The organism is Gammaproteobacteria bacterium CG11_big_fil_rev_8_21_14_0_20_46_22, assembly GCA_002796245.1.
In the GTDB taxonomy this organism is placed as follows: Bacteria; Pseudomonadota; Gammaproteobacteria; order UBA12402; family UBA12402; genus 1-14-0-20-46-22.
In genome coordinates this window covers 84,724-100,943 of record PCWT01000023.1, presented here as the reverse complement: position 1 = coordinate 100,943, position 16,220 = coordinate 84,724, and the positions used below count along the sequence as shown (strand labels likewise).

Genomic DNA, 16,220 nt, shown 5'->3' with positions numbered 1-16,220 from the left:
TGTTTACCTCCAGGCTAGACTAGCCAAAACTCTGGAGCAGACGCCATGATCAGTATTTTTGAAATGTTCACCATTGGCGTTGGGCCATCCAGTTCACACACCGTCGGCCCGATGCGCGCTGCCTATCGCTTTATCAATAGCGTGAAAAACCTCGCGGCAGTGCACGCGCTAAAAGTTGAAATTTTTGGCTCACTTGCACATACCGGTGTAGGCCACGGTACCGATAAAGCCATTATCATGGGCTTGCTCGGCGAACAGCCTGAAACTATCGACCCAGACAGCATTAACGCATGTTTCGAAACGCTAAAACACGATAAAACTCTACTGCTCAACGGCAAACACAGCATTGATTTTGATTTCGATAAAGAGTTTATCTTTAACCTTGTCGACCGTCTGCCGTATCACACTAATGGTATGCGTTTTACAGCGTTTGACGAAAAAGGCCATACCCTTCAAACAGACTGTTATTACTCGATTGGCGGCGGCTTTGTGGTGCATGAAAGTGAAACCTTGGAAGATAATTTAGTCGCACCCTCCGAAGTGCCCTATCCGTTTAACTCAGCTGATGAGCTTTTTGTACAGTGTAATCAACACACGCTGACCATTGCCGAAGTGATGTATCAAAACGAAGTGGCACTGCGTTCAGAAAGCGAAGTCCGCGAAGGTATCTTGGCGATTGCCGAAGCCATGCGCCGCTCGGTGGAAAAAGGCTTAAAAACACGCGGCACTTTGCCCGGCGGGCTCGAGGTGAAACGTCGTGCACCGCACCTGTACGATAAACTCTCAGAGCATGACAAGCCGGCAAACTACAAAGACATCGAAAGCCTGGATTGGCTCAGTATGTTTGCGATTGCCGTGAACGAAGAAAATGCCGCCGGCAGTCGCGTAGTCACCGCGCCGACTAACGGTGCTGCAGGCGTAATCCCTGCGGTTTTGTATTACTACGAAACTTTTTACCCCAATGTGACCGAACAAAAGAGTATCGATTTTTTACTCACCAGTGCCGCCATCGCTGCGCTTTACAAAAAAGGCGCTTCTATTTCAGCGGCTGAAGTCGGCTGCCAGGGTGAAGTGGGCGTGGCCACATCGATGGCCGCAGGTGCCTTAACCGCCGTGCTGGGTGGTGATTTACTGCAAGTGGAAAACGCCGCTGAAATTGCGATGGAACACAGCTTGGGCTTAACCTGCGATCCGATTGCAGGCCTTGTACAAATTCCCTGTATCGAACGCAATGCGGTAGGCGCAACCAAAGCCGTGAACATCTCTCGCCTGGCCATGATGGAAACGGGGCGTGATAAAAAAGTCTCGCTGGATAAAGTGATCGACACCATGAAACGCACGGGCAAAGACATGACCGATATGTACAAAGAAACCTCTAAAGGGGGCCTGGCAAAAATTCGGGTGAATGTGATTGAGTGTTAGGGCGTGTTATTGTTATGATCAGTTTTGTTTTAGGGATATAACAAGGATAACTTCCAGTGTGGATAGACGCCAGCATTGTCATCATTTTTCTAGCAGCAAGTTTGTTTATAGGGATAAAGTCGAGTAAACACATCGTCGATTTTGATCGCTTCTCAGTAGGGCATCGCGCCTTTAGTAGTGCTGCTATCTTTGCTACCTTATCGGCTTCATTCATTGGAGGCGGGTATACATTAGGTAATGCCGCAAAGGTTTATCAAGCAGGCATGTTGTATGCATTTGCCTTGTTAGGTTTTAGCCTGAAAGAAATTTTGGTCGCGTTAATCATTGCGCCTAGGATGGATGCTTACCGAGACTGCTTGTCGATTGGAGATATCATTGCAAAGCGTTACGGAAATGGCGCTAAAGTGGTTACCGGTCTTTTTTCAGTGTTAGTCTGCACTGGTATTTTAGGTGCGCAAGTCGGCGCTATGACGGCGATCTTTGGGACTTTCTTTACGATAAATCCGCTCTGGGCCACGCTGGTTAGCTTCGCTATCATTATTATTTATTCATCACTAGGCGGCATGCGGGCTGTCGTTTATACCGATATTTTACAATTTTGCGTTTTAGTTATCGGTATTCCGCTAACGTTGATTATGGGATTAATTCATTTTGGTGGCTGGCAACCTATCGCGCAACGCGTACCGCATGAGTATCTCTATTTCTGGAAGGGGCATGATCATCTGTCATTATTTATCGGCCTATTTATTACGTTTATATTTGGCGAAGCGTTAGTGCCGCCCTATGTGCAGCGCTTATTCATGGCTAAAACCGCTCGCGCAACGCGCAATGGTGTATTGGCGAGCGGAATTTTATCGATTCCTTTTTTCTTAATCGCTGGCGCGATCGGCTTGATCGCTTTTGCATTAAATCCGCATATTAACTCAAACAGCGCATTGCCCTACGTAGTAAAAATGATTTTACCTATTGGAGTAAAAGGATTTGTGATTGCCGGATTGGTAGCTATTATTATGTCTTCCGCTGCCGGTTTTTTGAATGCTGCATCTGTAGCGTTTGTCAATGATATCGTCAAACCCCTTTCTCGTAGCGCTTGGCGACCCAATACTTTATTACGCCTAGCCAAGGGAAGCACTTTATTTGTCGGCATTGGTGCGCTCGTTTTTGCATTAAGCATTAATAATGTATTAGATATACTATTGTACGCTTATAATTTTTGGGCACCCATTATCATCGTTCCTTTAGTCGCAGTAATATTTAATTTTTCAGTAAAGGCCCAAGATTTTTTTATAGGTGCTTGTTGTGGTATTGGCGCCATGCTTATTTGGTCGTTAATGCTACACTCACCTTTTGAAATTAACGGCTTAGTGATTGGCGTAGTGGGTAATTTAATTGGATTTATGCTTTCAAAGCCATTTCAAAAGCAGAAAAATGCTAGGGGGGCATGTTGACAGTGGGTTTTTTTAAACACGATTCATAATGTGCAATAGCGGCAGAAAGTTCAATCCTGCCAGCCTTCTTAAACAACTGAGCTAACAAACTAGCGAAGGCCTCTGTCCTTTCATCGTTTTGCTCACCACGCTGTAAACAATCAGCGATCGCATCTGTTTTACGATAGATAAAACATGTCACCAAGGCATGGGCTGATAAATTTAAGACAGGGCAATGTATAAAAAAATCAAAACTACCAAGGTGAATAAGCTCTAAATAATACCCATTCTCACTTTCTGTCTCACCCCTATAGAAGCAAAACCTCAATTGATACATCCCAATACTCAAGATAATTTTTTCTTTTTTTGCCTCAGCGAGTATAAACTCAACCATGTGAGAATCACCGCCACCCGCGAGAAGTGCTCTTTGAATGCTATCGGTTAAAAAAATCCCCAAGCGACCTTCACTAATTTCAGTTTGAAGCTTTGAAATTTCAGTTGGCTTTAAATTTTTCAAACGAGCCGAGCAAAAAATAGAATCCCCTAGCGTAGAAAAGGTGATGCCGCATTGTGATGTATCAGGGTCTACCCATAAAGCTAAAACCAAGCCGTTATGGGTCATACGTCGTGCAAGCAAGCCTGCGCCTGAAGCAAAAAAACAGGCCGGGGTCGAGGTGCTGCGATGATCAAAGGTGACGCGCGATCTTCTTCGCTCGCACGCGCCATGGATAGGCAAAGCCGATGGCGCGCAGCCCGCGGTAGCTGACGATTTTTCGGGGGGCGTAGCGAGTTTTGAAAATCTTTTTGCCTCCGCCTCCCTTTTCCTCAAGTACGAAACCCTAAGATCCCTAAAACGAGTTTTTAAATGCTCAGCAGCTAACTTTAGCTCATCAGCAAAATATTTTTTTGGTCTCTCAAATTCCAGGGTTATCAAAGCCGCGACACCAGCAACATCCTTTGAAAAACGGTAGAGCCAGCTTAACTCGCTATTTTTTGCCTCAAAAAACGCTTTTAGCGACTCAAGCTCATCGCTGCTAGATATGACAATAATTCTTCCAATCTCCCACTTCGAAAACCTCAACAATAAAAAATGTTGTCTTGCCCAGCAATCTTTCACTAAAAAAAAATCAAGGGGGGGGGATAGGGAGTATCGAGCGATTATCGTATACTGATCAGGGATTGCTTCAAGCCCTTCTATGGCCTCAAGGTAAGCCCCAAGAATCTCTGTATACGAAGCAGTGCTATTAACATGCTGATCCCAAATAGTGCATAAAGCAGCAAGATTTAGCGGCGCGGTCTCTGGCGAGATAAGCGCCTTGAGCGCGGCGACATCAGAGGCTTTAAAACACGAAACCAACTGCTCAACAAAGCTGCTATGCGCAAAAGCAGCAATAAGCTTCCTATCCTCCTCAGGGTAAGAAACCAAAAAAAGACAGTAACTCCCTCCATCATCCGCACGCGCGTCAAAACAAAGCTCTAATTGAGCGCCCCTGCTAAAATGTAATGACAGCGGAAACTCGCTTCTTACCTCATCATCTGGCAAAGAGAGCACTGAAGCGCCATCTCTTACCTCTGAATCAGCTTCCAAATCACTACTTAATGTTTTGTCTTGCATTTCAAATCCAATGTATATTATTAAACTTATGGTAACCATTCACCAAAATCTAATGCATCGACGCATCTCTTTGAGAAATAGTATTTTTCTTTGCCATCCAGCTGATTAATCGTCTACTCATATCGATGGTACACGATAAAACCACGGCGCTGCTTCCTCCAACTGTTTTGCCAACTGCATCAAACGCAGCTCGCCTGAATAAGGGCCGACAAATTGCACGCCTAAAGGCAGGCCTGCTGTGTTCCAATACAGCGGCACAGACATCGCAGGCTGGCCGGTAAAATTAAATAATGAAGTATATGGAGCAAAACCAACTTGTGCTGCCCACAAGCTTTCAAGATCTTTTTCTTTTTCTTTCAGCGCACCCGTTTTCACCGCTGCACTCGTTGTCACTGGCGTGAGTAATACATCAAAGCGTTCAAATTCAGCGACAACCTTTCGGCTTTCATTGTGCAGCGTTTGCAAGGCTAAACAAAAATCCGCGGCACAATATTGCTCGCCACGCTCGACCATATACCGCGTGGATGCCTCGATTTTTTCAAGGGGGTGTGCGCAAGCAATAAGCTTAGCTAAGCTTGTAATGGCGGCTTTAGCATTGACGCAAATGATAACAGCAGCGGCAGATTCTATCGCTTGGCGATCAAACGCTGGCGCCTCAAAGCGCACCTCATGGCCCAAATTTTGACAGAGTTCGGCAGCCTGATTAACGGCCGCCACCGCATCCTCGTCAGGTTTTAAACCCGGCACACCGGTATCAAAGGAGACACAAATACGTAAGCGAGGTAATGACTCATTTAAGGCCGCTAAAAATGACGATGGCGCTGGTGGCGCGCAATAAGGATCGCCCACTTGATAACCGGCCATACAATCCAACATAGCCGCTGCATCACGCACACTGCGTGACAAGATGAAATCGCAGGCCAAGCCATTCCACAGCTCACCCTGCTCTGGACCGATGGAGATACGAGCACGAGCAGGTTTTAAACCGAATAAGCCTGTGCACGATGCCGGCACGCGAATGGAGCCGCCGCCATCGTTGGCATGCGCCATCGGTGTGATGCCAGAAGCCACCGCCGCGGCCGAACCACCCGATGAGCCGCCGGGTGTGCGTGACACGTCCCAAGGGTTGTTCGTTGGACCATGAAGCTCAGGCTCAGTCATGTACTTTAAACCAAACTCGCAGCTGTTCGTGCGCCCAAAGATAGTTACGCCTGCCTGTTTAAACCGCGTGACTAAGCCTGAGTCTTTTTGTGGGATAAATTTTTCACATAATCGGCTGCCAAAGGTGGCTGGCAAACCGGCTTGATAGGCATCAGAGTCTTTCATTAAAAAGGGTACGCCCGCAAACGGGGCATTTAAATCACAGTGATGCTCGCGCGCACGATCAAAATCAGTGGCCACTACAGCATTAATTTTAGGATTTATCGCTTCACAACGTGCAATCGCGCAATCGATGAGTTCAGCAGGCGTGACAGCCTTTGTCTTCACAAGTTCAGCGAGCCCTAGAGCATCATATTGGCGGTAGTCTTCGAATTTCATCCGTCATTGTCCTATACTTTTGGGCGCATGTGTGGAAACAGTATCACATCCCGAATCGATGGTGAGTCAGTCAACAGCATCACCAAACGATCAATACCAATGCCTACGCCAGCAGCTGGCGGCATGCCGTATTCTAGTGCGGTCACGTAATCTTCGTCATACGCCATCGCTTCATCATCACCTGAAGCTTTTGCAGCCATTTGTGCTTTAAAACGCTCTGCTTGATCTTCAGCGTCGTTTAATTCAGAAAAGGAATTGGCTAATTCACGGCCTGCGATAAACAATTCAAAGCGATCGGTGATCTCAGGGTTTTCATCATTACGACGCGCCAAAGGCGACATCTCTGCCGGGTATTGCGTGATGAAAGTTGGTTGTTTAAGCTGGTGCTCGGCTGTTTCTTCAAAAATTTCGATATGAATACGCCCCAAGCCCCAGCTGTCTTCAAGCTTAATTTTTAAACGTTTCGCGTGCGCTTTCATGGCATCAAGTTTTTGGATATCGCAAGCTTTGATGTCCGGGTTGTAATGCAAGACAGCATCAGACACACTCATGCGCCGAAACGGTTTGGCAAAATCAAAGGTGTCGCCCTGGTAATCCAAGGTTGTTTTACCCGTGACCGATTCGACTAAACCGCGTAACATCGTCTCACAAATAGCCATGGTGTCTTCGTAAGTCGCATACGCTTCGTAAAATTCCAACATGGTAAATTCAGGGTTGTGACGTGTGGACAAACCTTCGTTTCGGAAATTACGGTTAATCTCAAACACACGCTCAAGCCCGCCCACTAACAAGCGCTTTAAATACAACTCGGGCGCGATACGCATGTACAATGGCATATCAAGAGCATTATGGTGCGTGGCAAACGGCTTAGCCAAAGCCCCGCCAGCTAAGACATGCATCATTGGTGTTTCCACTTCGATGTAACGACGCTTAAGTAAAAAGTGACGAATATAATCGATAGTTTTTGATCGTAAGATGAACTTATTTCTAGATGCTTCGCTCATCATTAAATCCAGGTAACGCTGACGATATTTAATTTCGGTATCCGTCACGCCGTGGAATTTTTCAGGCAAAGGGCGCAAGTTTTTAGTGAGCAGCACAGCCTCTTCCACATGCACCGACAATTCACCCGTGTTCGTTTTAAAAAGATACCCTTTAGCGCCGACAATGTCCCCAATATCCCACTCTTTGACCTCATCAAACGCGCCCTCAGGCAAATCGTTTTGACGCAAATAGAGCTGAATGGGTGCGGACATATCTTGAATGGTCATAAACGCGGCTTTACCCATCAAACGCTTGAGCATAATCCGGCCAGCCACGGTGACTGCCACCCTGTCCTGCTCAGCCAACGCTTCTTTGGAATATTGATCATACGCCGTGTGCAAATCGGCTGCGAAATGCTCACGCCTAAAGGTGTTGGGATAGGCCTTTTTCGCCTGGCGCAAACCGTTTAGCTTCTCGCGGCGAATCGCGACTAAGGTATTCTCGTCCAGTATTTCGTGCTCTGTGCTCATGGCTTGCTCTCAGCTATCAACAAAGGCTGTGATTCTACACAAAGCCCATAAGCTTGGCAAAGCTCTCGCTAAGATTAAACCGCAGCGACAACTGGCGAATCAGGGGCGATAACGATTGAGGCGCCCGAAGCAGAGCTAGGCAGCCCTCTATCCCCATTAACTTTGGGCGCAAAAAACCTATGGGCACGAGCCACCGGCGCTGCGGGCTTTTGTTCGCCAATATCAACACACGCTTCATCAGAGCGAACCGAGTCATTAAGGCCGGCCGGCGTTTGGCCTGGCGGATTTTCACGATAGAACTCTGCAAAGAATGTCGCGTGCTCATTAAACTCACCAGAAGGCATAGCCCCAACAAAGCGCTCATAACGCCCACGTGCGCCCTTGAATTGAGCACAGGCTTCCTTAGCCGCTACTGAGGGGAAGCGAGAGCCTTTAATAGTGCCATGAAGACTCGCGTTATTTGCCCGCGTTGGATCTGGGGCAAAGCTCTTCCCAATAGTGTTTTGATACACCCGCTCGCGAACAAACGTTTTCACCAGCTCGGCGAGCTTGTTCACCACAGCGTATAACACCAGTGACGCTAGCGCCGCCGCCGGTGTAATACTCAAAAAGGCGCCTAAAAATGAAGGCAAACCTTGAAGTATTGACACATTGCTCATCATCTCCAGCGTCAAACCGTAGTCACCGCCAAAGGTACTAAAGGCCGGCACAGCCGCAATGGCCGTGACAAACACATTCAAAAACCATTCGCCAAATAAGGTGGCTGGGCTTCTCAAAGCATCTTTACCGTATTGACCATGGCAACAGAGAAGGAAAAAAGGCTTGATCAATAAATTATAAATCAACTTTGGCAGCATCACGGCAGCCATGACGTTAATCAAGGCATTGGCAATAAAACTACCCAAGGCCAAAATTAAACCACTGACCGCCAAGCTTGCACCAGCGCCCGATCGCCCACCGGCGTCCAAACCCGCGATAAAGTTCATCAAGGAACCCGCAAGCCCCACAGTGATGCCGCTGACTACGCCAAAGAAAGACCAAGCACCCGTCGATTTGCGTCCCGGAAGATATTTTCGGCCATTTTCATCAATCTCTCTCATCGAGCAATACACCGCATAATGCTCGTATAAACGGTCGATGTCTGCATCGTCTACAGTCGCTTTATTTTGTAGCTTTTCCGAAAAGTTTTGCTTTTTCTCACTATCAAGACGAACCTGCTTGTAAACCTCTACAGGACCTTCAATCGCTTTCCCTAGGTTTTTATCTTGCATCTCATCAAACGCACGCCCCAAGTGATACATGGCTTCCCGACCGCTGTGAAAACGTGCCGGCACACAGTGGCGTGTTCGATTGGCTTTAAATTCAAATCCGCCACGGTAACGTGCAGCGCGACAACAAGGCATCGTGTATTGGGATAAATGAAACACTGTGTTCATCATGCCACCGAAAAAACCTCGCGTGAACATGAACAACATATTCGTACCAAACGCCGAAAACGCCGTCGCCATCAAGCCAACCCACTTCGGCACAAAGTAGTCATTTTCAGCTAAAAGCGGCTGTAAATACGCATAAGCATCCTGCACACCCGCCGTCGCCGCGTATATCGAGGCCGCGCCTAAACCAAACATCGCAACATTATAGATGACACTGAAAACAGTCAGTGCTTTTACGCTTTTGCTACTGTTTTTGATGTCTTGAACCTCTTGCTTAGCGCCGTGTCGCCAAACTAAACACTTACCTAAAAGAAAATGACTCATCGCCAAACTATTCAGTGATGAAAACAAAGAAACCCCGAACCAGAAACCATAGCGCACCAAAGCAAACGGCATCCAAGGAAAGTGAAGGGTTGCGTAATGTGCTGCCTCAATGACCTGAGGACCAAACGACAATAACCCCGCCCAGCCTGCACCCATGAGCAAACTCAACCCTCTTGCCGCCCACTTCACTTTATTTGAAGCTTCACTCAGCCGCTGGATTTTAAGGCGCGTCATGGCATCGGCTAATGGCGTTAGCCCAAAGGGCGCATTAAGTGCAGCACTGACTAAAGGGGTGTTTTCACCAGACTGATCACCAGACTGATCACCAGGCTGATATGCCGCAGAGACATAAGGATTGCCTGCATTGTGAAAGACTGGTTGAGAAGAAGTCGCGCCCATAGTTAGGTTTCTTTTGTTATTAAAATGGTGGCGCGATCGTACCAATTTTTAACCAAAAAATCAATCACCTAAATGGCCACACCCCCCTGCCATAAGTTTGATAATAATCAAGAAAGCATCATATATTTCTAAAGCGTTTGAAAATTTTAGAGTGATTTCACGATAAGCTTAAGATGCTGCACACAACCTCTGATTTTGAGGTCCAGGTACAAGGCTTTGCGAAGTTGCAAAAAAACGGTGTGCCGAGGGTATTTGGCTTTCCACATCCCTTGGCGTTGTAACGGGTTTAGCTTCAGCTTGAACTCGCGTGCTATCGCCAGTCTCATAAACCCTACCAAAAAAACAAGCCTGTGCATTACGCTCTTTTTCAGACAATGCGCCTGTCCACTGTTGGTAACGCTCTAATGCCGCGCTAAATTGCCCGCATGCAGTAGTAGCCCGAGCTACTTTTTTTACGCGACCATTTGGCTCACTAAGGTTGTTAACATAATTCGTTAAGCTGCCAAGGTGGTTAGCAACACCTTCACCATAAAGCCGGTTTCTAATCGGCGTGACAAACAAGCTTGCCAGTTTATTCATCACCGCGTACAACACCAAGGCACATAAAGCAGCCGCTGGCGTAATCGAAAGAAGTAATTGAACAGCAAAAGGCAAGACGTTCAAAAAGCTGACATGCCCCTCCATCTCAAGCGTTACCCCAAAGGTACCTGCAAACGTCATAATGGCTGGAAAAGCGGCAGCCGCCATCCAAAACACTTTCATGGCCCAGCCAGCCAACACCATTGCTGGCCCTCTAATAGGATCTTTCTCTGGCGATCGGCAACGGGCGATTAATTGGTAAATCGGCTTGATCGAAATCTCATAGAACATGCGGGGCAACATAACCGCTACCGAAGTATTGATAATTACGTTTGCGACTAAACTGGCAATACCAAGAAAATAACTGCCTTCATCAATACCACCAATACCGTTGGTTAAAGAACCGGTCAAGCCTACAGCAAGCCCACAAATCGCATTTAAAACAAACCACAAGCCCACAAAGCCACGATTAGGGCGATACTGAGAATAGCTCTCCAACTTTCGCATCGCACAATAAACCGCATAGTATTCATAAAGACGATCTTGATCAGCAAAACTTTGATTTGCTATTTCTGGTGCGTTAATAAAAGCGTTTGGCCTATTCGTCTCTTTTAAGACTTCCCCATACACATTCACCACCGCTACAGCGTGCCCCAGATGCTTATCTTCCATGTTCGCAAAGCGACGCCTAGCCTCATCGATCGCTCTATATCCAATAAAGCCTTTTGAGTATCGACTAGGTCGGCAAGGGGCTAAATACTGCGACAAATTAAACGCGATGGTTTTCATACCGCTCCACAGTCCATTAGCCAGCATGTACAACATATTGGTGCCAAATGCAGAAACCAAACTACCGATGACTGTTAAAATCTGCGGTGGGGCAAAACCGCCATCGAGCAATATCTGATACCAATCTTTATACGCATCAAAAACGCCCGCCGCTGCGCCATAGCACGAAGCCAGACCCAAGGCCAGCATGGGCAAATCAAACAACAACATTGAAAAAACATGCGCAGCTTTTCTTGCGCGCGATTTTTCTTTAAACTTTTTTAAATCCAAGCGCAAGCCACCATGACGGATATAATTTATCGCATGTAAAAATGCCGCGCCCATATCAGTATTATTGATAATGGCAAACAACGTCACGCCGAACCAGTAACCCAAACGAACGAGATTTTCTGAAAAAAACAATAAATGCTTACTTGAGTACAGAGCCGCCAAAATACTTTGCACACCAAAAAACACGATAGGCGCGGCCGCGGTAAGAACACCGGCAATCACTCTGGCAGCGATTCTTGCTTTTAGTGAAGACTCCATATTGCGCATAACACGTAGGCGATCAAGCGCCTCTGCAAGTGGTGTTGCGGAAGGCGCCTGCAATAACGCGGCGGTTTCGCCAAAGAGAGGATTATCAGAAGGAGTGGGAAGCATTGTAATAGCTTAACTTATTATTCAAATTTTGAACAAAATTTACCACTGTTGGAACAAAAGATCAAGAGGACTTATACATGTAGCAAACACGGAACAAGCCTGGGTTGATGAGCGGCGGTAACGATAACCCAGGTTATCCTCGCTGCGCTCAGCCCAGGCTACATTTTATCGCTAATGTCATTGCGAGCGAACGGCAGTGAGCGCGGCAATCTGGCTCATTAACCTGGAGATTGCCACGTCGCTTCGCTCCTCGCAAAGACGTTGCTACCCAAGACGGTTGCTACACGCCCGCTTTCAAACTTGCTTCGATAAACCGCATCAAGTCGCCATCAAGCACGGCTTTGGTGTTGCGCGTTTCCACCGAGGTGCGCAAGTCTTTAATACGCGATTCGTCCAAGACGTAAGAGCGAATTTGGCTACCCCAGCCGATATCAGATTTACTCTCTTCCAAGGCTTGTTTTTCGGTGTTACGTTTTTGCATTTCGAGCTCATAGAGTTTGGCTTTAAGCTGTTTCATGGCGTGGTCTTTGTTTTGATGCTGCGAGCGATTACTTTGACATTGTACGACAATGTTGGTCGGTAAATGCGTAATACGCACAGCCGAATCGGTACGGTTCACATGCTGACCGCCGGCACCACTAGCGCGATAGGTATCAATGCGCAAATCGGCGGGGTTGATTTCAATATCGATATTTTCATCCACTTCAGGCGAAACAAACACAGAGGCAAATGAGGTATGGCGCTTGTTGTTGGCATCGAACGGGGATTTTCGCACCAAACGATGCACACCCGTTTCTGTTCGCAGCCAACCGTAAGCGTAATCGCCGGAAAATTGAATGGTCGCACTTTTAATACCAGCCACATCACCCGCCGAGCATTCGATCAACTCCGTTTTAAAGCCTTGCGCTTCGCCAAAGCGTAAATACATGCGCAGCAACATTTCAGCCCAGTCTTGCGCTTCCGTACCACCTGAACCCGCTTGAATATCCATAAAGGCATTATTGGAGTCCATCTCGCCGTTGAACATACGCTGAAATTCGAGCTGCTCGAGTTTTTTCTGCAGCGTATCCAAATCCGCCTCAACCGCTTGAACACTGTCTTCATCGTTTTCTTCGACCGCAAGCTCTAATAAATCTGCCGCATCAAGCAAGCCACTGTCCAGTGTTTGAAAAGTCTCGACCAAGGATTCCAACCATACACGCTCACGCCCCAAGCCTTCGGCTTTTTTCGGGTCATTCCAAACATTCGGGTCTTCTAATTCACGCGTGACTTCTTCAAAACGCTCGCACTTAACCTCATAGTCAAAGATACCCCCGAAGTTCGTGGGCACGGTGTTGGTAATCTTTAATGCGCTCGCGAATCAAATTGACTTCCATGGTGTGGTCCTTTGAAAAATACTGAATTGATGGCGAGTGTAGCAAAGAAGGCGCTGCCGTAAAAGTTTTTGACCCGGTGTGACAGGGTAAACGCATCTAAATTTGACCCAGTATCTTGTTTAAGTCATTAGGGCTAGCGCAGACCTTACGTTGTTTTCTTCTTATGCTTGCCTTGAAAGAACCTTCTTTTTTCAATAGGCCCAAACAAAACTTTCTAAGCCAAGACATATTCACAGCCATATTTTCATTGCGCACACGGCTATTATCCTCTCTAAAGCTTACATCAAGACTCCAGTGCAGGCAGTTTTCAACTTGCCAATGAGCACGTATCGTTTTAAGCATCACCTCAGGATTATCAGGAGCCAGTGAACTGATATAGTAGCGTTGCTCAAGCTGAGTTTCAGCAGGCTCTTCTCGTCGATAAGTCATTCGGATTAAACTGTTTAACTGTTGCCAACGGGAGTCAATGTGATCACCGAGCTGTTTTGCTAGAATCACCTCAATACTCCGTTGATCAATTGCTTCTTCGTTCGTTCAATTCGTGGATCTTCTAAACCTGAAAAACTCTCAATAAAAATATTGAGCCAAACTTTCAAGCAAATTGTGCAAATTTAGATGCGTTTACCCTGCCCGGTGTGATAACTTTATTATCCTTAAGCTTCTTTCTTCCCCCTATTCTTTTTTTCCAATTTTTGACCCCACTTTATTTTAATTGATTAATACCATATAGAGGTATATTATGAAACGCGAAAGGACCGTAGAATTTAGCCGTAAAGCACAGAAACTGGCTAAACACCTACCCAATGAAATACAAGCACTCTTAGCTGAAGCTGTCACAGACCTGCAACGCTACGGACCGCACTGCCCTCAGTGGCAGTCATCAAAGCTAAGCGCAAACGATGCTTACCGGTTGAAGCTCAACTACCGGTATAGAGTAGAGTATAAAGTGACTAAAAAATACTTATTGATCAACATTATAAACTTAGGACACCGAAAAAATGCCTACCAGCAAACATAAAACGACCATCAGCTTTAGTGGCGGCACCCTCACCATTGAGCTAAAGAAAAACCCACCCAGAGATAAGAACAAGCTGATCAAACAGTTGAATTCAGCAGTTAGCCATCTCATGAAAAATCTTGAGGAAGAAGAAACCTACTCTCCCGATTTCTTGGAAGAAATTTTACAAAAAAGGCACGGCGAGCACTTTAGAACACCAGGCTACTATCTAAAAACTTTTCGTTTTCGTGCTGACCTCACCCAAAAACAGCTCGCTGAAAAACTCGGTATCAAGCAGCATCATGTTTCTGAAATGGAACACAATAAACGCCCGATCGGTAAAGTCATGGCCAAGCGTTTAGGCAAGTTATTGAAATATGATTACCGGGTGTTTTTGTAGTGCCTTTTCTCGTGCACATAGCCTGTATATGGACTCACCCGGATTGTAAAGGATAAAAAACACTCGGTCACAATAAGGTAAAGATTGCATCTGTATATCCGGCATCTGACGAGCTGTTTTACGCGAGGTAATCTGTGTGATGCGTTAAACTCTGGCATCAGACAGCCAGCTGGCTGTGCCCTAATGAAAAAGTCGCGCACGTGTACCTCATTGGATTGATGGCATACGTATCGTTTTGGCGAGTGCGGGTAAAAAGTGTGAGCGAACGACAGTGAGCGTGGCAATCTTGTCCATTCATCTTGAGATTGCTTCGTCGCTTCGCGCCTCGCAAAGACGTTGCTACAAAACCAATGCGAACGTCAGCAGCCAAAAAAATAATCCCGGAAAGTGCCAAGCACTTATCCGGGACCAAGCCATCATTTTAGTGATGTTTTTTGCTTTCTTTCTTAGCGTGTTTTTTCGCTTTTTTTGTTTTTTCAGTGTGCTTGTGCGTACGTGTAGATTTCACAGCAGCACTTTTCGTTTTTGCTGTTTCGCCTTTTGTCGTAGCAGCAAAGCTAGTCGAAAATGACACACACAATAATGTCGCGATCAAAGTTAATAATAAATTACGCTTCATAGTTTCTCTCCTTTTTATAAAAAAACACCTTGCACGAGAAATAGCTGCAAGATGGGTGGGTAAAATTTATTTGCCTTTCTTTTTTGCAGGTGCAGCAGGCTTAGCAGGCGACTTAGCTGGCTTTTTATCTTTTGTCACGGTTAAACTCCATTAAGGTTAAATAGCCGAGGCCCAAAAGGGCCCCGGCAAAGACCTGTTTTATGCAAGCCTTCGAAGCGGAAATATAGTCTTCTTTTAAAAGTTTGCTACTGGAAAATAATAGGTTTTGAAAAATAAATGATTGTACTTTTGAAAAGCTCAAGCGTATGATTTTCGACTTTTTTTTCAACCCATAGTCATAAAAAAAGGCAGCCGAGGCTGCCTTTTCCACAAGAACAGATGTTCTTAGAAGTGGTAAGCCAAGCCCGCCAACGCCAAGAAGTGTTGCGGGATTTTACGGCCGTTTTGTGACAAGTAGTCAGCTTCAACTGAAGCGCTGACATTTTGTGTGAAGTAGTATTCACCACCAACACCCGCCAACAATGCAGCTTCTGTGCCTTGCTTAGTGGTTGGTGTCGCTGTTTTGATGTATTTGTCTTGTACACCGGCAACACCCAATTTGCCAAACACGTCAATCGCGCTGTTGATTGGGTAAATGCCTTTAGCCGCAACATACGCCGCAGCAGCGGCTTTAGAGCGTACTTTAACACTGTTCACTTGACCAACAGTGGTGTGACCAAAATGTAAGTAACCTAATTCAACAGCGATGTTTTGGTTGAACTGGTAACCCGCGTTCAAACCCAGTGCATAAGAGCTACCGCGACGGTTGCTGATGTGCGTACCATTGATGCTACCCGTGTATTTGCTGTAGTTGTAACCACCCAATACACCTGCGTAAACGCCAGCGTGTGAAGCATTGTTACTCATTACAGGCGCTGAGCCAGCGAAAGCTGAAGCAGCAATAGCAGAAACAGCAAGTGCTGTTGCAATACGTGTCATTTTCATAAATTTCTCTCCGTTTTTATTAAGTCTAGATGACTAAAACGAGAGCATTTTAACGAAATCGGCCGCCCTTTGCAACAATTTTGTAACAATACGGTAACAATTACTAAACAATAAATAGGGCCTGTTTACAATTCGTTTTTGCAAGCGAAAACTGAGGGGGT

The 16,220-nt window shown here is 46.2% G+C and carries 14 protein-coding genes; 4 read left to right on the top strand and 10 right to left on the bottom strand.

All coding sequences use genetic code 11. The annotated features are described in order from the left end of the window. Positions 1-45 precede the first annotated feature (45 nt). Complete coding sequence (locus tag COV52_02895; protein PIR11722.1) at positions 46-1,422, top strand: L-serine ammonia-lyase; 1,377 nt, start codon at positions 46-48, stop codon at positions 1,420-1,422. 56 nt (positions 1,423-1,478) lie between these two features. Beyond that, positions 1,479-2,870, top strand: coding sequence for a twin-arginine translocation pathway signal protein (locus COV52_02890; GenBank protein ID PIR11721.1), 1,392 nt, complete (start codon positions 1,479-1,481; stop codon positions 2,868-2,870). Here the strand turns inward: COV52_02890 and COV52_02885 are convergent. The 7 genes from COV52_02885 to COV52_02855 all read right to left on the bottom strand — a co-directional run bounded on the left by COV52_02885 (position 2,854) and on the right by COV52_02855 (position 13,488). Beyond that, positions 2,854-4,464: a hypothetical protein gene (locus tag COV52_02885; GenBank protein ID PIR11720.1), complete on the bottom strand. Its 1,611-nt coding sequence runs from the start codon at positions 4,462-4,464 to the stop codon at positions 2,854-2,856. The genes COV52_02890 and COV52_02885 overlap by 17 nt on opposite strands. A 117-nt stretch (positions 4,465-4,581) precedes the next feature. Next, positions 4,582-6,003, bottom strand: a complete 1,422-nt coding sequence (locus tag COV52_02880) for an amidase (protein PIR11719.1) — start codon at positions 6,001-6,003, stop codon at positions 4,582-4,584. 11 nt (positions 6,004-6,014) lie between these two features. Beyond that, the gene (gene lysS, locus COV52_02875) at positions 6,015-7,517 is read right to left on the bottom strand and encodes a lysine--tRNA ligase (GenBank protein ID PIR11718.1); all 1,503 of its coding nucleotides are present in this window, start codon (positions 7,515-7,517) and stop codon (positions 6,015-6,017) included. Between the two features lie 74 nt (positions 7,518-7,591). Next, a complete protein-coding gene (locus COV52_02870) occupies positions 7,592-9,673 on the bottom strand; it encodes a hypothetical protein (protein PIR11717.1) in 2,082 nt (693 codons plus the stop codon). 168 nt (positions 9,674-9,841) lie between these two features. Further along, positions 9,842-11,683, bottom strand: a complete 1,842-nt coding sequence (locus COV52_02865) for a hypothetical protein (GenBank protein ID PIR11716.1) — start codon at positions 11,681-11,683, stop codon at positions 9,842-9,844. A 280-nt stretch (positions 11,684-11,963) separates the two neighbouring features. Next, a protein-coding gene (locus tag COV52_02860; protein ID PIR11747.1) for a peptide chain release factor 2 occupies positions 11,964-13,059 on the bottom strand; the annotation gives its coding sequence in 2 pieces (ribosomal slippage) (positions 11,964-12,986 and positions 12,988-13,059; 1,095 coding nt in all). A 96-nt stretch (positions 13,060-13,155) separates the two neighbouring features. Then, positions 13,156-13,488: a hypothetical protein gene (locus tag COV52_02855; GenBank protein ID PIR11715.1), complete on the bottom strand. Its 333-nt coding sequence runs from the start codon at positions 13,486-13,488 to the stop codon at positions 13,156-13,158. A gap of 310 nt (positions 13,489-13,798) precedes the next feature. On the opposite strand from COV52_02855, the gene COV52_02850 reads away from it, so the two are divergent. Both COV52_02850 and COV52_02845 read left to right on the top strand, forming a co-directional pair. Then, entirely contained in the window at positions 13,799-14,077 is a 279-nt protein-coding gene (locus COV52_02850; protein ID PIR11714.1) for a hypothetical protein, read from the top strand. A 109-nt stretch (positions 14,078-14,186) separates the two neighbouring features. Further along, positions 14,187-14,456, top strand: coding sequence for a hypothetical protein (locus COV52_02845; GenBank protein PIR11746.1), 270 nt, complete (start codon positions 14,187-14,189; stop codon positions 14,454-14,456). Positions 14,457-14,877: 421 nt separating this feature from the next. Here COV52_02845 and COV52_02840 read toward each other — a convergent pair whose 3' ends face one another. The 3 genes from COV52_02840 to COV52_02830 form a co-directional block, all read right to left on the bottom strand. Beyond that, on the bottom strand, positions 14,878-15,075 hold the full coding sequence (locus tag COV52_02840; protein ID PIR11713.1) for a hypothetical protein: 198 nt from the start codon (positions 15,073-15,075) through the stop codon (positions 14,878-14,880). A 124-nt stretch (positions 15,076-15,199) separates the two neighbouring features. Continuing rightward, entirely contained in the window at positions 15,200-15,445 is a 246-nt protein-coding gene (locus COV52_02835; GenBank protein ID PIR11712.1) for a hypothetical protein, read from the bottom strand. 14 nt (positions 15,446-15,459) lie between these two features. Then, positions 15,460-16,059, bottom strand: a complete 600-nt coding sequence (locus COV52_02830; GenBank protein PIR11711.1) for a hypothetical protein — start codon at positions 16,057-16,059, stop codon at positions 15,460-15,462. Positions 16,060-16,220: the final 161 nt, after the last annotated feature.